General features: G+C 52.9%; 11 protein-coding genes. 6 read left to right on the forward strand and 5 right to left on the reverse strand.

From position 1 onward, the window contains the following. The first annotated feature begins 24 nt into the window (after positions 1–24). The 4 genes from H8K43_RS02075 (at position 25) to H8K43_RS02090 (ending at position 7,153) form a co-directional block, all read left to right on the forward strand. A complete protein-coding gene (locus H8K43_RS02075; RefSeq protein WP_186902319.1) occupies positions 25–990 on the forward strand; it encodes an MbnP family copper-binding protein in 966 nt (321 codons plus the stop codon). Beyond that, positions 990–2,165 (forward strand): methanobactin export MATE transporter MbnM, encoded by a 1,176-nt coding sequence (locus H8K43_RS02080; RefSeq protein WP_222610928.1) that lies wholly within the window; start codon positions 990–992, stop codon positions 2,163–2,165. The genes H8K43_RS02075 and H8K43_RS02080 overlap by 1 nt, the downstream gene beginning before the upstream one ends. Positions 2,166–2,215: 50 nt before the next feature. Further along, on the forward strand, positions 2,216–2,830 hold the full coding sequence (locus tag H8K43_RS02085) for a Crp/Fnr family transcriptional regulator (RefSeq protein WP_186902320.1): 615 nt from the start codon (positions 2,216–2,218) through the stop codon (positions 2,828–2,830). A 288-nt stretch (positions 2,831–3,118) separates the two neighbouring features. Then, positions 3,119–7,153, forward strand: a complete 4,035-nt coding sequence (locus tag H8K43_RS02090) for a Pls/PosA family non-ribosomal peptide synthetase (protein ID WP_186902321.1) — start codon at positions 3,119–3,121, stop codon at positions 7,151–7,153. Between the two features lie 153 nt (positions 7,154–7,306). Here the strand turns inward: H8K43_RS02090 and H8K43_RS02095 are convergent, their stop codons facing one another. The 5 genes from H8K43_RS02095 to smc all read right to left on the reverse strand — a co-directional run bounded on the left by H8K43_RS02095 (position 7,307) and on the right by smc (position 15,713). Then, positions 7,307–7,534, reverse strand: coding sequence for a hypothetical protein (locus H8K43_RS02095; protein ID WP_186902322.1), 228 nt, complete (start codon positions 7,532–7,534; stop codon positions 7,307–7,309). 266 nt (positions 7,535–7,800) lie between these two features. Next, a complete protein-coding gene (gene galU, locus H8K43_RS02100; RefSeq protein WP_186902323.1) occupies positions 7,801–8,676 on the reverse strand; it encodes a UTP--glucose-1-phosphate uridylyltransferase GalU in 876 nt (291 codons plus the stop codon). A gap of 1 nt (position 8,677) precedes the next feature. Beyond that, positions 8,678–11,062 (reverse strand): NAD-dependent DNA ligase LigA, encoded by a 2,385-nt coding sequence (ligA, locus tag H8K43_RS02105; protein ID WP_186902324.1) that lies wholly within the window; start codon positions 11,060–11,062, stop codon positions 8,678–8,680. Between the two features lie 5 nt (positions 11,063–11,067). After that, entirely contained in the window at positions 11,068–12,192 is a 1,125-nt protein-coding gene (locus H8K43_RS02110) for a cell division protein ZipA C-terminal FtsZ-binding domain-containing protein (RefSeq protein ID WP_186902325.1), read from the reverse strand. Beyond that, the gene (gene smc / locus H8K43_RS02115; RefSeq protein ID WP_186902326.1) at positions 12,189–15,713 is read right to left on the reverse strand and encodes a chromosome segregation protein SMC; all 3,525 of its coding nucleotides are present in this window, start codon (positions 15,711–15,713) and stop codon (positions 12,189–12,191) included. The genes H8K43_RS02110 and smc overlap by 4 nt, the downstream gene beginning before the upstream one ends. Before the next feature lie 359 nt (positions 15,714–16,072). Here smc and dapC point away from each other — a divergent pair, with 359 nt between their 5' ends. Together dapC and dapD are read left to right on the forward strand one after the other, a co-directional pair. After that, the gene (gene dapC / locus H8K43_RS02120; protein WP_186902327.1) at positions 16,073–17,296 is read left to right on the forward strand and encodes a succinyldiaminopimelate transaminase; all 1,224 of its coding nucleotides are present in this window, start codon (positions 16,073–16,075) and stop codon (positions 17,294–17,296) included. 194 nt (positions 17,297–17,490) lie between these two features. Next, the gene (dapD, locus tag H8K43_RS02125) at positions 17,491–18,318 is read left to right on the forward strand and encodes a 2,3,4,5-tetrahydropyridine-2,6-dicarboxylate N-succinyltransferase (protein ID WP_186902328.1); all 828 of its coding nucleotides are present in this window, start codon (positions 17,491–17,493) and stop codon (positions 18,316–18,318) included. Positions 18,319–18,397: the final 79 nt, after the last annotated feature.

An 18,397-nucleotide genomic window follows, 5' to 3' on the forward strand; every position in this document is an offset into this window, starting at 1 on the left:
AATTTCTTAATTTAGGCAATCAATATGAAAACATTCCAAACAATCCAAACATCACGCCCGGCAGCATTGTCCTTACTGGCCTTGTCTGCACTGACATTGCTCAGCGCTTGCGGTGGTTCCGGTGGCAGCACAACGCCTGCGGTGACCTATCCTGCAGTAATGCCGGTCTCGGTCAACTTTGAATTACTCGCCAATGGGGTACCCGTGAAATGCGGTTCCAGCATCACAGGCCTGGGTAGCAAAGCCAGCACTGCAGAATTGAAAGATGCGCGTTTTTACATCTCCAATGTCAAGCTGATCGATGCCAACGATAAGCTGGTACCTGTCACCCTGACTGCGAACGACTGGCAAAATGATCAGGTCAGCCTGATCAGCTTTAACGATGGCAGCACAACTGCCTGCGGCGGCACCGCATTACCTACCAATAGCGTAATCAGCGGCACGGTTCCTGGCGCGGCTTACAAGGGTATCAGCTATGAAATCGGTGTGCCTGAAACGCTGAACCATACTGACTACGCAACTGCGACCAAACCAATGAATGTGGCTGCGATGGCATGGAGCTGGACCTCGGGCCGCAAGTTCCTGAAGCTGGAATTAAACCCTGTCGGTGGTGTGAATGTCACCCGCATCAACAATACCACCGTGCCACCGACCACCACCAACAGCGTGTCGTCAACCTGGAATCTGCATTTAGGTTCAGTCGGCTGCACGACCAATGCAAGCAATGGCAGCTATAGCTGCACGAATTCGAATCGTATGGTGGTCAAGCTCGCAAACTTTGACGCTGACAAACAAAAAATCTCGCTGGATCTGAATGCATTGTATGCAGCAAGCGATCTGAGCAGCGATACCAGCGGCGCCGTCGGCTGTATGTCGGGTACCACTGATCAGGAATGTAAAGGGATATTTGACAGCTTTAAAATTGATCTGAGCAGCGGCAACCCAACCACCGCCGGTGTGCAATCTGTGTTTGTGGCACGCAATAAATAATGGCAGCCATCTTCAGCCGTTCTATGCTGTCTGGACTCTCGCTGTTAGCCAGCACCGTGATGCTGCTGGCCTGCGGTTCAGGCGGCTCTGGTGGAGGTGGCCCCTCCTCAACCCATAGTCATGCAACGCCAGTCACGCCTGCATTGAATGGATTCCCGGAAGCCATCATTCCGGCATCGAACCCTTATACCGAGGAAAAAATGCAGCTCGGGCGTCAGCTGTTTTATGACACCCGGCTGTCCGGCAATGGCAGCCAGTCCTGTGCTTCTTGCCATCAGCAAGACAAGGCATTTACCGATGGTCGCCCGCTCGCAATCGGTTCGACCGGTGAAACCCATCCACGTAATTCGCAAGGTCTGGCTAATGTGGTGTATCACGCGACCCTGACCTGGGCCAATCCGGTACTGACCGAGCTGGAACGACAGATGGAAGTACCGCTGTTCGGTGAACATCCGGTAGAAATGGGGATCAATGATCAGAACAAGAACACCGTGCTGTCACGCTTCCGGCAAGATCCGGCGGTGATAAAGCAGTTTCAGGCAGCGTTCCCGAAGGATGCAGATCCGGTCAGTTTCGCCAATATCATTGCCGCGATTGCGAGCTTTGAACGGGCGCTGGTGTCCAGTGATTCGCGCTATGACCAGTTCTTGCAGAAAAAAGCGACACTGAGCGCATCCGAATTACGCGGCATGAATCTGTTCATGGGAGAAAAGGCCGAGTGCTTCCATTGTCATGGCAGTTTTAACTTCAATGATCAGGTCAAGTTCAAAGGATTGTCGCAAGTCGACACGCCTTTCCATAACACCGGGCTGTATAACATTGATGGCAAAGGCGGCTTCCCCTTCCCTAACCGCGGCTTATTTGAAAGCACTTTGCGGGCACAGGATATGGGTGCATTCCGCGCCCCCAGCTTGCGCAATGTCGCAGTGACAGCGCCGTATATGCATGATGGTTCCATCGCGACGCTGAAGGAGGTGCTGGATTTTTATGCCGCCGGTGGACGCCATATCACGACCGGGATCTACGCGGGGGATGGCAGAACAAATCCGTATAAGAGCGATTTAATCACCAGAATTAATCTGAGTGAGCAGGATAAATCGGATCTGATCGACTTTCTCGGCACGCTGACGGATGACAAGTTTCTCAAAAATCCAAGATTCTCGAATCCAAACTGAAGCCTGAACACCATCAATTCCGGGGCCAGTCCCCGGGTTTTGGAGTATGCATGAATTTCCCCATTTGCAATCACACAGCCATTTTTCTGGCGGCACGGACAGAAATGACAGAACAGCAGGCGGCAAAGCTCTGGTGCGTAAAAAGTGGCGCGATCCGGATTGATACCCTTGCGCCCGAAGCTACAACCACCAAGCCCGGCTTTCTGAGACTGGCGTTGAAAGGAGACCTGATCGGCGTTGAGCGTCTGGCGGCGATGCCCGAACAGCTAAGACTCACGGCAATTACCCCAAGCTGTCTGAGTCCGGTGAATTTAGCCGATGAGCAGCAATGGCAGCAATGCTTGTTGCAGGCGCTGCTCAGCGCGCACCAGCGCCATCGTGAAGCGATGGACTTACGTTGCGGCACGGTCGATGAACGGGTACGCAAGCTGCTGCAACTACTGGCAGACTCTGGGCCCGACGATACGGACAAGGATTTGCCTTGTACCTTGCCCAGTCTGGGAAACATGGCGGACATCCTGCTGTCCACGCGCGAATCAATTTGCCGTGCGCTGACTCACTTACGCGACACCCATATGCTGGAAGACCAAAACCCAGCGCATATGAAAAGACGCAGGCTGGAAAATCGTTCTCATCTGATCCGTAATATACAGGTGCTGCAATAAACTTCATTTCCACGCCCGGATTCTTTACTTTTTGCTTTCAACTCAGACATCCTCAGCGCCTGCAATGTAGCTACGCTGGGGATTTTGTCGATTTATGTTGAATTTCTGAACTGAATGTGAGGTTTTGCTACATTCCCAGCTTATCAGGATGATAAACTTGCCCACAAGCTGTATGTGCCGCCCAAGCAGCTTGTTTAGTATCAGAATCAGCTCCTCACCAGCAGAAGAAGAAAGAAAATCTGTTGAGTCAGACCTGTTCTGTGATGGCGGTTCCCAAAATGAAACTTTATGTCTTTATCCAGTAGTCCGAACACAGTAAAACCGATTTTATCCGGCGATATACGCCCGGATCTGCTCCGCCAGGAAGTACTGGCAGATATTCTTGAAGCAACAGCCGACGCACGGCCAGAACACACCGCGCTGATTTGTGGCGACCTTAGCCTGAGCTATGCCGAGCTAAATGCGCGTGCTGATCTGGTCGCTCACCACTTGATACAAGCGGGCGTGGTTCCGGGGCAAATTCTGGGTTTATGGTTGCCGCGCGGGACAGACCTGCTGGTGATGCAGGCCGGGATAGCAAAGACAGGCGCGGCCTGGTTGCCGTTTGATGCCGATACACCGCCAGAGCGGGTTTTGGTTTGCCTGCAGGATGCGCAGGCATTTGGCTTATTGAGCACATCAACCTTAGCGCAGACGCTGACTGACTCCGGCTTGACGATCTGGGATGCTGCTGACTTGCTGGCCCCGGTACAGACTACGCTGCAAAGGCGCCAGGGATGTGCTGCGACCGATCCGGCCTATGTGATTTACACCTCGGGGTCGACCGGCAAGCCCAAGGGCATCCTGGTTAATCAGGGCAGTATCTGTCATTTCTTACGTAGCGAAAATGCCGTACTGGGCATACAAGCCAGCGATAAAGTGTATCAGGGCTTTTCGGTTGCGTTTGACATGTCGTTTGAAGAAATCTGGATCAGTTATCTGGTTGGCGCGACCTTGTGGATAGCGCCTAAGGAAATCACTGGCGACCCGGATGCGCTGCCGCTGGCGCTGGCGGCAAACCAGATCACAGTACTGCACGCTGTCCCTACCCTGCTCGCTTTATTTACCCAGGATGTACCCAGCCTGCGCCTCATCAATCTGGGTGGTGAAATGTGCCCGGAATCGCTGGTGGCGAAATGGAGTCGCGCCGGACGCCAGATGTTTAACACCTATGGCCCGACTGAGGCGACGGTCTCCGCCAGTCTGGCTCAGTTGTATCCGGATCAGCCTGTCACGATAGGCAAGCCGCTGCCTAACTATTCCATGATGGTGATTTCCACCGAGCTGGAGCAAGGCTTGCGTTTATTGGATGTGAGTGAAACCGGGGAACTGTGTATTTCCGGACCCGGTGTGGCGTGTGGCTATCTGGGGCGCCCGGATCTGACTGCGGAAAAATTCCTGGCCAATCCCTGGTCGCAATCTGAGCACGATCAGCGCCTGTATCGTACCGGCGACCTGGCAGTCATTCAGGACGACGGCAGTATTCAATGCCTGGGCCGCGCCGATGATCAGGTGAAGATACGCGGCTTCCGCGTCGAACTGGGTGAAATCGAAACCCTGCTGGCGCAACAAGCTGGCGTAGGAACGGTCGCCGTGGTGCTCAGAAAAGATCAGGATATTGATCAGATCGTCGCCTTCATCGTGCGTGACACTGCACATACGGACAATGAAGATCAAGCTGCCTTTGTGAGCCGTTTGCGTCAGCAACTGGCAACGGCGCTGCCACCTTACATGCTGCCAGCGCGTTTCGAGTTACTGGAAGCTGTGGTACGTCTGACCTCTGGCAAAATAGACCGCAATCATTTGAAACGCCTGGAACTGAGCGCAGCACTTGCGACCGGAGAATCAGACCTTCCTGAAAATCCGGCTGAAGCATGTCTGTTCCCGGCCTTAGCGCATTTGTTCCCCGGGCAAGCCATACTGCGCTCAGCTGACTTCTTCCGGGATCTGGGTGGTCACTCCTTACTGGCGGCGCGTCTGGTATCAGCCATACGGAAAGACCCGCGCTTTGCCTATTTCAAGATTGCTGATATTTATCAGCAGCGACGCGTTGGTGCCATTGCTGAGGTGCTGGCTGCCTCTCTGCAGCAACCGGCAGCGACAACAACACGTAGTGAACGCAAGTTTGCCCCTGACTGGAAACGCTATGCATGCGGAGTCGCACAGGCAGCGAGTATTCCCTGGCTGGTTGCTATGCGTATGGTGCAATGGCTGGCTCCCTTTTTTGCCTACCATTTTTTCACCGGTGATGCGGATGACTCCATCCCGCGCGCCGTTGCATTATCCGTTGCCGCCTTCCTGCTGTTGACCTTGGCAGAATTTGGCATTGCGATTCTGGGCAAACGCCTGATTGCTGGCAATCTGAAGCCGGGTCATTATCCTTTATGGGGCTTCACCTACTTCCGCTGGTGGCTGAGTGACAGACTGATAGAGGCCGCACCGGTGTATATGCTCAGTGGCTCTTCGCTTTATACCTGGTGGCTGCGTGCACTGGGTGCACGTATAGGGCACGACGTAATCATAGGTTCGATGACGATACGGGCACCGGAATTACTGCAGATCGGTGATGGCGTCAGCGTAGGCAATGCCTGTAACTTTGAAAATGCCAGAGTACAGAATGGCGAACTCATCCTGGGTCAGATAGCACTGGGCAAAGACGCCTGTGTTGGTTCCTATGCTGTACTGGAAGGAAACGTGAGCCTGGCGGAAGCGGCCCATCTGGAGGGCCAATCAGCGCTGGCTGAGGGACAGCATATTCCGGCATTCCGTGTCTGGGCAGGCTCTCCTGCGCGCGATACCGGTGCATTTACGCCCGACCCTGACTCGCCACGGCCTGCGCTGAGTACGCTACGTGCCGCATGGGAAGCTTGCTTTTTCATCTGCGGCTCACTGTTTATCTGCGCCTTGTTTTTCATGCCGGTCTTTCCTAGCTTTGTCACGATAGACTGGTTAGACAGCATAGATACGCTTTCTTTCCTGAATGGGAATTCGGTACCGCTGCAATTACTCAAGTATTTCCTGCTGGCCTTCCCGGCTACAGCAGTATTGATTATTTGCACGGCGCTGTTATCAGCGGGCATACGCTGGAGTGTACTGCCGCGCTTACAAGCGGGTAAGTACGCGGTCCATAGCAAAGTCTATCTGGGCAAATGGCTGGTCAATCAGATACAGGAATCCAGCCTCAATGTATTGCACGGCGTGTATGCAACGGTCTTTGCCCCCTTCTGGTACCGGCTGTTAGGTGCCAAAGTCGGACGTGGTGCAGAAATCTCCACCGCGCTGGGCGTGGTACCTGACATGCTGACCTTAGGCGATGAAACCTTTATCGCTGATGCGGTATTACTCGGCGATGAGCAAATTGATGGCGGCTGGATGACGATGCATCCTACCGTCATTTCTAAGCGCAGCTTTGTCGGTAATGGTGCTTACGTTCCTGATGGTACCATCTTGCCGGAAAATGTATTGATAGGCGTACATACCAGCGTGCCAGCCAATGAGCGCTTGAAAAATGGGGATACCTGGCTGGGATCACCGGCCATCCATTTACCGGCGCGTGAAGAAGTCAAAGGCTTTCCTGAGCATCTGACCTATCGCCCTTCTGTGATACGTCGCCTGGGACGAGGCTTAGTCGAAGCATTCCGCATCGTTGCGCCACATGCGCTGGTGATTGCGGTCGGCTATACCATCGTGCTGGATCTGATGCCATTAGCTGGCGAAGACCGCTGGACCGAAGTTCTGGTCTACCTGATCGGTGCCGGACTCATGTATGGCATAGGCAGCTTTGCGTTTGTGCTGGCACTGAAATGGCTGCTGATTTTCCGCTACAAGAAGGCCAGCGTGCCAATGTGGACCCCGTTCGTGTGGTTATCGGAAGGCATTACCAATCTGTATGAAGGTATCGCTGTGCCTAACTTTATGCGCTATCTGCGCGGCACACCCTGGCTGCCTGTCGCCTTTAATCTGCTGGGTTGCCGTATCGGGCGTGGTGTGTATATGGATACCACCGATATCACCGAGTTTGACTGCGTCAGCATAGGCGACTACAGCGAAATTAATGCACTGGCCTGCCCGCAAACCCATTTATTTGAAGACCGGGTCATGAAAATTGATCAGGTCAGCATAGGCAAACGGGTTTACATGGGGCCGCGCAGTTATGTGCTGTACAGCGCAGTGGTGGAAGATGATGTCAGTCTCGGTCCACTTACGCTGGTCATGAAGGGAGAATTCATCCCGGCTGGCTCCTCATGGGCAGGATGCCCGGCAGCGATACGGACTGGCCAGTAATAGCAAACTGAAACAATCAAAAGCTGAAACGAAGATGAGATACGAGGGTGAGCTTTGATGCTCACCCTTTTTTACATGTGACTGGCACAATCGCTTGCCAGGCCGAACGGTAAAACGAATCTGAAATCCGCACTTTCAGGAAGGCCATGACACTTACCAGTTAGCCTTAGATAAAATCACCAGCCACTTTTTGAAGAACAACATTTCCAGGTGACCGGCTTGCACGCCGGTAGAGCAATCCAACAGCGGATTCACAGCATAGGAACGCTGGCGAAAATCACGGCAGACGAAAATTTCACGCCGTCCCAAACGGACTAAAAACGCATTTGGTGACAGTTGTAAGCTGAAACGGGTATCAAAAGAAGATTGCAGGTAAGCCATGATAACTCTCCATCGTTTAAACAAAACATGAGGTACAGCAAAGTCAGAACAACACGACTTTGTCTCTGGTGTGTTACGCAACGGAAGTACTTTAACACAATTACTGTATGCATATACAGTGCTTTTAAAAATGCTGGTTTTTTGCAACATCGCATGCATCTGAACGCCAACGCAGTTGCGTGTCAACGCTGAGGCCAGACATAAAAAAACCCGGCACAGGCCGGGTTTCCTGATCGCGCAGACAAATGCGCAAATGAGCATGTAGCTTAACGGATAGACTTCAGATACTCCGCAAACTCTTCGCCGGTTTCCTTGTGCTTCAGGCCCAAAGCCACACTGGCCTTCAGATAACCCAGTTTAGAGCCGCAGTCATAGCGGGTGGCAGCTGCACGATATGCATAGACCGGAAAATCCTTGAGCATCGCTGCGATACCATCGGTCAGCTGTATTTCACCACCGGAACCTTTACCCAGTTTTTCCAGATAAGAGAAAATCCGGCCAGACAAAATATAACGCCCCACCACAGCCAGCGTAGACGGCGCCACATCCGGCATCGGTTTTTCAATAATGCCATGGACTTTTTCCAACCTGTCCTGATATGGCGAACCACTGACAATACCGTACTGACGGGTAAATTCACGTGGCACATCCTGCACGGCGATAATACTGCCGCCTTCCTGTTCATACGCCTTAGTCATTTGCGCCATGACCGAGGCCTGACCGATGTCAGCATCCATCAGATCATCAGCCAGCAACACAGCAAATGGATCATCGCCTATCACTGGACGCGCGCACAATACCGCATGGCCCAGACCCAGCGCCGCAGGCTGGCGAATATAAATGCAGTTAATATTTTTAGGAATCACATTTCTGACCAGATCCAGCAAGGCTTCTTTGCCGGCGGCTTCAAGCTCGCTTTCGAGTTCGTAAGCTTTATCGAAATGGTCTTCAATCGCGCGTTTGTTGCGGCCAGTGATAAACACCATTTCTGTGATACCCGCCTCAACCGCTTCTTCGACGGCATACTGGATCAGCGGTTTATCCACGATGGGCAGCATTTCTTTAGGCTGCGCCTTAGTGGCAGGCAGAAAGCGGCTGCCCAGACCAGCGACGGGGAACACGGCTTTTGTAATTTTTCTCATTTCAGCTCCTGGAACAAAGTTGAAGCAATTCTGCTTCTGTCAAAATTGGTACGCCTAATTCTTGTGCTTTTTCTAGCTTACTGCCGGCCTCGGTACCCGCAACCAGATAATGGGTCTTTTTCGACACTGAGCCGGACACCTTACCACCGGCCGCTTCGATCAAGGCCTTGGCCTGATCACGACTGAGCTCAGCCAGGGTTCCGGTCAATACAAACGTCTTGCCACTTAAATGGCCTTCTTCAAGCACCTGCCCTGCCATTTGCTCCAGCAAGGACAAGCGCAATACGTGTAAATCCTGAATATCCTGACGATGCGTGCCCTGCTGCAGCCACTGCAGTAAAGCTTGCTGTACATCAGCTGGCAAGCCCAAAGCCGTGTAGGAAGCGGTATCGAGTTTAGCCAGTTCTCCCAGACCGATACCACGCTCAGTCAATTGCTTGCAACGCGCCAGTGTGAGTTTAGGTATATCCAGCGCCGCCAGCAACACCGCCGGTTCGAGTTTATCGCGCAATTTAGGATTGACGGCTTTTTCACCAACGGGCGCGACACCTGCTGCCAACAAGCCATCGATTGCCTCTTGATTCTGCGGCTGAGAAAAAAACTCAGCAAGCGACCAGGCAACGGTAGCGCCGATATCCGGCAAAATACGGAAGATACTGGCAGGCACTTGACGTATCAACGCCAGGCTACCCAGATAATCAGCCAGGGTTTTAGCAGTAGACTCGCCAACATGGCGTATGCCCAGCGCGAACAAAAGTCGCTCCAGAGGCGGCTGCTTGCTGGCGGCAATCGCGGCGATCAGGTTTTCCGCCCACTTACTGGCGACCTTACCTTGCAGTACGGTTTCCGGTGTCACGCCATCGCGCAAATCCGCCTGGCGCTTCATTTCCAGTAAATCTGACAACTGCAATTGATACAGGTCGGCGATACCCTTAACGATATTCAGATCGACCAGGGTATCGATATAACGCTCACCCAGGCCATCGATGTCCATCATTTTCCTGGAGGCGAAATGACGGATCGCTTCTTTTCTTTGTGCTGAACATGATAGTCCGCCAGTACAACGCGCCACTGCCTCGCCCTCTTCACGCACCACATGAGAACCACAGACTGGGCAAGTCTTGAGCATTTCAAACGCGGCCGGTTCAGGCTGTGGACGGCGTTCCAATACGACCGCCACCACTTCCGGTATCACATCGCCGGCGCGGCGCACGATCACGGTATCGCCTATACGCACATCCTTGCGTCTGACTTCATCTTCATTATGCAGCGTGGCATTGGTCACGGTCACACCACCGACAAATACCGGTGCCAGTCGCGCTACCGGCGTCAGTGCACCGGTACGGCCTACCTGGATGTCAATACCACTGACCGTGGTTAAAGCTTCCTGAGCCGGAAATTTATGGGCAATCGCAAAGCGCGGCGCGCGCGAAACAAAACCGAGCTGCTCCTGCTGCGCAAAGGCATTCACCTTATACACCACGCCATCGATTTCATAGCCTAGTCCATCGCGTTTTTGCTGTATGTTGCGATAAAAATCGAGTAAGCCTTGCGCGCCTGCCACCACCGCATTTTCTGCGCACACTGGTAATCCCAGCGAGGCATACCAGGCCAGCAAGTCTCTGTGCGACTCCGGCAGCTCAGCACCGTCCAGGGCACCGATGCCATACGCAAAAAAGCGCAGTTTACGTTGCGCCGTAATTTTAGAATCCAGCTGACGTAAGCTACCCGCTGCGGCATTGCGCGGATTGGCAAATTCTTTGGCACCGGCATCGCGCTGACGCTGATTCAGTTTCTCAAAATCCTGTTTAAACATCAGCACTTCGCCACGCACATCCAACACTGCAGGCGGATTTGCCGTATTCAGCCGTAGGGGAATACTGCGTATGGTACGGATATTTTCTGTCACATCTTCACCGGTGTAGCCATCGCCACGGGTGGCTGCCTGAGTGAAGATACCATCCACATAACGCAGATTAATCGCCAGCCCATCAAACTTCAGATCGATGGCATACTCAATTTCAGCCGTATCCGACACATCCAGACCTTCTTTGACACGTTTGTCAAAGGCAAACACATCTTCATCTTCAAAGCCATTATTCAGCGACAGCATAGGAACCGCATGCTGAACCTGAGAGAATTCAGGCAAGGCAGCACCACCTACGCGCTGGGTCGGCGAATCTGGCAGACGTAACTCAGGATGGTTTTGCTCTAAGCTTTGCAGCTCACTGAATAAGCGATCGTATTCAGCATCCGGTATGGTCGGTGCATCCAACACATAATAGGCGTGACTGTGCTGCTCTAACTCCTGACGCAGAACTGCTGCACGCTCAGCCACAGTTTCCTGTCTGGCCTCAGGGGCAGCATCGAACAAATCGTTCTGCATAGCGATCAGCTGAATAAGCGCTGCGCACGTACCGAGCCAGCAGGAACCTGCGCCTCTTCCATCGCGCCATAGAATTCGCTGACCTGACCTGCGATCTCATCCAAGGCCTCTTTCGAGATAGGACGATTACCATCATCCACCACGATACCACCCAGGCGGGTCGCGAGCGATCTGGCGCAGGCAGCCATCGCACCGAAACCATCACGGGCTGGTGCCACGCAAGGCACATCCAGCAACAAGGTCAGGCGGGAGGTCATGGTCTCACTCACGCCTACATTGGTCGATAAGGTGAACAGGCTGCCACCATCGCCATCCGGCATCATCAGGCGGCCATCAGGACGCTGATCGAAGCCCATCTTCTCTAACGCCGCGAGCAAGGTATTCAAGGCCCAGGCCGCACCATTGGCAGCGATGTTCACACTGAGTTGCGCATCATGTTCAGACACGAACTGGTGCAATTCCCTGGCATTACTGATCACGCGATTCATGTCAGGCACATCGGGATGCGCACTCAGGTTGTCGGCAATGGCGCGCAGCTTCATCACAAACTCTGAATATTCGAGTTCATTTAAAGGACCGCTACGGCTGACCATTTGTATGCCAGCCAGCAGCGTGGTGTAGGCGCCACCAGTGGCAATCACATCCTTATCACCGGCTGCAGTAATGCCGACAAAATGGACCGGCTTTTTACCCACGTATTTTAATTCGGCGATTTCAGCCAGTAATTTTTCACCACGCATCGGCGTGTCAAATTCGAGTGGAATCACGCAATCGATTAACTCATCGACGGGCAATTCTTTAGCGTGTACTTTGACTGCGACCGCTACTGTTTCAGTATCAGCTTCAGCCTCAGTGCCGCTCACATCATCTGTGCCAACCGCAGTGCTGGCAGCTTCCTGTTCAGAGTGCGGCTCGAGGGCAGGTTCCAGCTTCGTGTGCTCTGGGCTTAATTTCGGTTCCTGGCGTACCACCGGAGTGTCTGAAGGGCTCAGTAAGGCATCGTCATCGCCGTCACCAAAAGCGTTTTCTACGGTTTTTTTCGCCTTATATTCCTGCCATTTATTGAAAGCAAAGACCCCAACCACGAGTACACCGCCACTTGCAAATAAACTTAATTGTAAATCCGTCATGCTGCTTGAACCTCAGTAGCAAAATTGACAGCGGACTCCATGTCCACCGCCACAATTCGAGAAACCCCCTGCTCTTGCATGGTCACGCCTATCAGCTGCTGCGCCATTTCCATCGCAATTTTATTGTGGGAGATAAATAAAAACTGTGTGTTATTCGACATACGTTTCACCATATTACAGAAACGTTCCGTATTCGAGTCATCCAGCGGCGCATCGACCTCATCGAGCAAACAGAATGGAGCCGGATTCAGCTGGAACATCGCAAACACCAAGGCAGTCGCGGTTAAGGCTTTTTCCCCACCGGACAGCAAATGGATAGTCGCATTTTTCTTGCCTGGCGGCTGCGCCATGACCTGTACGCCGGAATCCAGAATTTCATCGCCAGTCATGATCAGCTTAGCCTGACCGCCACCAAACAAGATAGGGAATAACTCAGCAAAATGATGATTCACTTTATCGAAAGTCCCCTGCAACAACTCGCGGGTTTCGATGTCGATTTTATGAATCGCATCCTGCAGCGTGGTGATCGCTTCGGTCAGATCCGCATGCTGCGCACCGAGGAAGGTTTTTCTTTCGCTGGCCTGAGCCAGTTCTTCCAGCGCCGCCATATTCACCGCACCTAAAGCCGCAATGGCATTGCCCAGGCGTGTGACCTCGCCCTGCAGATAAGAAGGCTTCAGATCATCATGCAGTTTTTCAGCGAGTTGCGCTTCGTCGACTTCAAAATTCCTGAGTTGTTCCTGATACTGTTCCTGCGCCAGACGAGCCGCCTGCTCTTTGAGCTGCAACTCCATAATCCGGTCACGCTGAGGCTGCAGACTGCGTTCTATCTGATTTTTATTATCTTCAAACTGACGCAGCGACTGGGTCAGCTGATCCAGTTCATGGCGCGCATTAGCCAGCGCTTTTTCCTGTTCAGTACGGCGGTCCAGCAAATCCTGCAAACCAGCCTGTGCGGTCTGGTCATTCATGCTTTCCAGCTCAAGCTGGCCTTGTTCCATACTGGCGAATAACTGCGCCGACTGTTCCAGCGCAGTCGCGATATTCCTGCGCATTTCTTCCATCTTATTGCGATGAGATTTTTCAGCAAACGCTGCTTCCTGCGCTGCCAGTTCCAGATCACGCACGCGCTGTCTGGCCTGATTCAGACCATGCTCTTGTTCCAGATAGGCGGTCTGGCCCTGTTCATGCAATTCCTGCATTTCAGCCAGTTCCAGATCCAGCATTTCAAATTTCTGCTCAGATTCAGCGCGTACCTGCTGCTGCTCTGCTTCCTGCGCCGCAATCTCAGCCAGATCTGTGCCGATCTGGGTCGAGCGCTGGTTAAAGCGCTCCTGCACTTCAGCCAGCTTCATGAATTCAATTTGCAGGCTATGCGTACTCTGCGTCAGTGCGGCAACGCGCTGGCGTAAGTCCTGTAGTTGCTGTGCTGCCTGGGTATAGGCTGCCTCTGCCCTGATGGCCGCATTTTTTGCCTCATCCGCCAACATCTGGCGCGCGCGGCATTGCTTACCGAGATTCTCGATTTCCTGCTGGCGTCCGAGCAAGCCATCCTGTTCAGAATCTGATGCATAGAAACGCACGCTGGTACGTGAAATCACATGTCCCTGACGTGTCACAAACGAGGCACCAAACGGTAACTGCGCGCGGTTAGCAAATGCTGAACTCACGTCTTCGGCCACGTATAACTGATGTAACCAGTCTTGCAGCAGGCTGCGGATGCCGGTTTCGTTCAGTTGCAACAGCTCGATAAACGGTTTCAGCCCAGGCGCACTGGCCGGTGGTTCTGCCTGTACCTGAGGGCTGTACAACGCCAGCTTGGCAGGCGGCGCATCGCTGAAGAAGGCCTTAGCCCAGTCCAGATTAGACATTTCCAGAGATGCGGTACGTTCACGCAGCACCGACTCCAGCGCAGTTTCCCAGCCTGCTTCGATATGTAGCTTTTGCCACAGCTTAGGCAAACTGCCCAGCTCATGTTTGTCCAGCCAGGGTTGTACTTTGCCCTGACTTTGTACTTTTTCCTGTAATTGTTTGAGGGCCAGCAAACGCGCTTCTAATTGCGCCAGCTCAGCCGCATCCTGATTCACTTGCTGCTGTGCCTGCTTGCGCTGTTCATCCAGTGTTGGAAGACGTTCCTGCGCTTCTTCCAGCTGCATATTGAGCTCTTCCAGCACCTGCTTCTTCTCTTCCAGCTGGATAGAGAGATTATCGAGATGGGTAGAATCGGGCGTAGCCAGGCCCTGCTTTTCCTGCATCAGGCGCTCTTTACGCGCTGCCAGACTATTGAGGATATTCGATGCATTACGCTGATGCGCAGACTCAAGTTCGATCTGCTGCTGCATCTGCATGATCCTGGCACGCGACTCGGTCGATTTCAACTGGGATTCACGCCAGCCCTGTTCAAGCGCGGGCAGCGTGTCTTGCTGTGCCTGAGCCGATTCCGCGGCCTGCTCGGCACGCATGGCTAATTCTTCGACCTGAATTTCAGCTTCGGATAAATCATCCTGTAAATGATGACTTTGTGACTGCCATTGATCGCGCTGCGCCTTGAGCGAATGCAGTTGTGACTGCAGACGGCTGCGCGATTCGATCACAAATTTAATCTGGGCTTCCAGGCTGCCGATCTCGGCATTGGTCTGATACAAATGCCCCTGCGCCTGGTGCATACGGTCACCGACGGCATAATGCGCCTGACGCATTTGCTCGAGCTCCAGCTCCACATGACGTAATTTTGCGGTCTGTTCTTCCAGATCCAGCTGAGTCTTTTCTATTTCGGCAAAATGGCGCTTTTGCTCGTTTGCAGCCTCGTTACGGCGCAACAGCCACAACAGCTTTTGCTTTTCTTCCTGATCGGCCTGCAGCGCGTGGAATTTATTGGCCACGATGGCCTGGGCTTCCAGTTTTTCGAGGTTGTTATTCAGTTCGCGCAGGATGTCTTCGACGCGCACCAGATTTTCATGGGTATCGTGAATCCGGTTTTCGGTTTCACGGCGGCGCTCTTTATAGCGCGACACACCGGCCGCTTCTTCGAGGAAGATACGCAACTCTTCAGGGCGGGCTTCGATAATCCGGGAAATCATGCCCTGACCGATAATCGCATACGCGCGTGGTCCCAGACCCGTACCCAGGAAGATGTCCTGAATATCACGGCGGCGCACCGCCTGGCCGTTGATGTAATAAGTCGAAGTGCCGTCGCGTGTCAGCGTACGCTTGACCGCGATTTCTGCGTACTGACTCCATTGCCCGGCCGCCTTACCGAGGCTGTTATCGAACACCAGCTCTACCGATGCGCGACCAGCCGGTTTGCGATGCGTGGAACCGTTGAAAATAACGTCCTGCATGGATTCGCCACGCAACTCGGATGCTTTGGATTCACCCAGCACCCAGCGCACGGCGTCAATAATATTTGATTTGCCACAGCCGTTCGGCCCCACGACGCCGACCAGTTGCCCAGGCACCTGAAAATGCGTTGGGTCAACGAAGGATTTAAATCCCGACAGTTTAATAGAGGTTAATCGCACTTGATGAAGTTTTATTATCGTCTGCAGCCCCTCGCGGAACTGCACTTATATTCGTGAGAACGGATACCCTGAGCCATACAGGAAAGCATGGCATCATACCATTTGATGCCCGAAATTTTCACAAAAAAGCCTTGAAAAATAACCAACAAAAACACTATTTTCTGTAAAAAAGCTTAAAAAATCCTAATTTAATTGCGACAAAGCCTTTCTCGGGAGAATCGGGCAAAGGATATAATATGTTAAACCTTGCTTGCGAGAAGAACAAAGCAAATGTGATGTCGGAAAGCATCAGTGACGCCAGTCCATCATCCGCCTGCCTTTTAAATAACTCAGCAGAACTGAAACTGAACCATTCCAACATGACTTTTCACCCCTACCTGACCAGCCTGCAGCCTTATCCTTTCGAGAAATTACGCCAGTTATTCAGCGGCATTACGCCGAATCCGGCTTACCACGCGATCAGCCTGGGCATCGGTGAACCTAAGCATCCGACACCGGCGCTGATAGAAGATGCCCTACGCAATAACATGGCGGGACTGGCCAGCTACCCGTTGACAGCCGGTTCAGAAGCCTTACGTCGCAGTATCGCCAATTGGATTGCGCGCCGTTATGACATCCCGGCGCCTGACTTTGCCACTGAAATTTTGCCAGTCAACGGCTCGCGTGAAGCCTTATTTGCTCTCGCTCAGACCATTATCAATCCGGCTGCGTGCAAAGATGGCAAACCGCTCATCATGTGTCCGAATCCGTTTTATCAGATTTACGAAGGCGCGGCCTATTTGTCCGGCGCTGAGCCTTATTTTGTAAATGCAGATCCGGCCCGCAATTTTGCGCCCGATTACAGCCAGGTGCCTGAGCATATCTGGCAACGGGTACAACTGCTGTTCGTCTGCTCGCCCGGCAATCCTACCGGCGCTGTTTTACAACTGCATGACTGGAAAGAGTTATTTGAGCTGTCCGACCGTTACGGCTTTGTGATTGCAGCGGATGAATGCTATTCCGAAATCTACTTCAAAGCCGATGCCCCACTCGGTGCGATGCAGGCTGCACGTCAATTGGGACGCGGCTATGAACGCCTGATCAGCCTGTCGAGTTTATCCAAACGCTCGAATGTGCCTGGCATGCGTTCAGGCTTCGTCGCTGGCGACGCCGCGATCATGAAGCAGTTTTTGTTGTACCGCACTTATCACGGCAGCGCGATGAGCCCGATGATACAAGCGGCATCGGTCGTCGCCTGGGATGATGAGCTCCACGTGCAGGAAAACCGCGAAAAATATCGCCAGAAATTTGCACAGATTACGCCATTACTCTCAGAGGTGCTGGATGTGCAGTTGCCGGATGCAGCATTTTACCTGTGGGCGAAAGTCGATCATCTGCAGGGCATCAGCGATACCGAATTCGCACGTCAACTCTATGAGCGTTATCACGTCACCGTGCTGCCGGGCAGTTATCTGGCCCGCGAAGCACACGGCATCAATCCGGGCGCTAACCGCATCCGCATGGCCTTAGTAGCAGACGTTGCGGAATGCCTGGAAGCAGCGCAGCGTATCGTCGCTTTCTGCCATGAGCTAAAAGGACAATAAAGGTCAACTACGGTCATTCCTGGTCTGTCAATGCCCCACAAAGGTAAAACCAGACCAGTCAGCCGCCACAACTTACCAACTGAGATTGAGTCTGCGCCGACTAAGCACTATGATGCGGGAATCGTATCCGCTCAGCCCAGCCCAGGCTTAACTGTTTTTTTATTTAATTTTATTCTTTAAAAGCCAACATCACCATGACTCAACAATTACAGCAAATCATTGATCAAGCCTGGGAAGACCGTACCAGTTTTTCTCCGAAATCTGCACCTGCCGAAGTGCGTGAAGCAGTCGCACACGTGTTGTCCGAACTGGATGCAGGCAGTCTGCGCGTCGCGCAAAAAATCGATGGTCAATGGCATGTGAATCAATGGGTAAAGAAAGCCGTGCTGCTGTCTTTCCGCCTGGAAGACAATATTTGCATGCCGTCCGGCGACCATATGCAGTTCTATGACAAAGTGCCGACGAAATTCGCTAATTACACCGCTGAAGACTTTGCCAAAGGCGGTTTCCGCGTGGTGCCGCCAGCAGTCGCACGTCGCGGCAGCTTCATTGCCAAAAACGTGGTGTTGATGCCTTCCTACGTCAATATCGGTGCCTATGTGGATGAAGGCGCGATGGTAGACACCTGGGCCACAGTCGGCTCTTGCGCGCAAATCGGTAAAAACGTTCACTTATCCGGTGGTGTGGGCATTGGTGGCGTTTTAGAACCTATGCAAGCAAACCCAACTATTATTGAAGATAACTGCTTCATCGGCGCGCGCTCTGAAATCGTGGAAGGTGTGATCGTGGAAGAGAATTCTGTGATTTCCATGGGTGTTTACATCGGCCAGTCGACCAAAATTTATGATCGTGCCACCGGCGAAGTCAGCTATGGCCGCGTACCTTCCGGCTCGGTTGTGGTTTCCGGCAGCCTGCCTTCTGCGGATGGCAAATACAGCCTGTACTGTGCAGTGATCGTCAAACGCGTCGATGCACAAACCCGTTCTAAAACCAGTATCAACGAATTACTGCGCGGCGCATAATTCAGCAAACCCGTCAGTGCTGGCCAGCTACCTGCAGCAGACCAGCACTGCTTGGCAAAAGTAACACCAGAATAATTCG

Origin of the sequence: Cognatundibacterium curvum (assembly GCF_014284235.1) — a bacterium.
GTDB lineage: Bacteria > Pseudomonadota > Gammaproteobacteria > Burkholderiales > Burkholderiaceae_D > Undibacterium > Undibacterium curvum.

Bases quoted from the DNA above. Each gene is read 5' to 3' on its own strand.
- H8K43_RS02110 (WP_186902325.1), bottom strand. From the start codon at position 12,192: ATGACGGATTTACAATTAAGTTTATTTGCAAGTGGCGGTGTACTCGTG.
- H8K43_RS02085 (WP_186902320.1), top strand. From the start codon at position 2,216: ATGAATTTCCCCATTTGCAATCACACAGCCATTTTTCTGGCGGCACGG.
- galU (WP_186902323.1), bottom strand. From the start codon at position 8,676: ATGAGAAAAATTACAAAAGCCGTGTTCCCCGTCGCTGGTCTGGGCAGC.
- H8K43_RS02080 (WP_222610928.1), top strand. From the start codon at position 990: ATGGCAGCCATCTTCAGCCGTTCTATGCTGTCTGGACTCTCGCTGTTA.
- dapC (WP_186902327.1), top strand. From the start codon at position 16,073: ATGACTTTTCACCCCTACCTGACCAGCCTGCAGCCTTATCCTTTCGAG.
- H8K43_RS02095 (WP_186902322.1), bottom strand. From the start codon at position 7,534: ATGGCTTACCTGCAATCTTCTTTTGATACCCGTTTCAGCTTACAACTG.
- ligA (WP_186902324.1), bottom strand. From the start codon at position 11,062: ATGCAGAACGATTTGTTCGATGCTGCCCCTGAGGCCAGACAGGAAACT.
- dapD (WP_186902328.1), top strand. From the start codon at position 17,491: ATGACTCAACAATTACAGCAAATCATTGATCAAGCCTGGGAAGACCGT.
- H8K43_RS02075 (WP_186902319.1), top strand. From the start codon at position 25: ATGAAAACATTCCAAACAATCCAAACATCACGCCCGGCAGCATTGTCC.
- H8K43_RS02090 (WP_186902321.1), top strand. From the start codon at position 3,119: ATGTCTTTATCCAGTAGTCCGAACACAGTAAAACCGATTTTATCCGGC.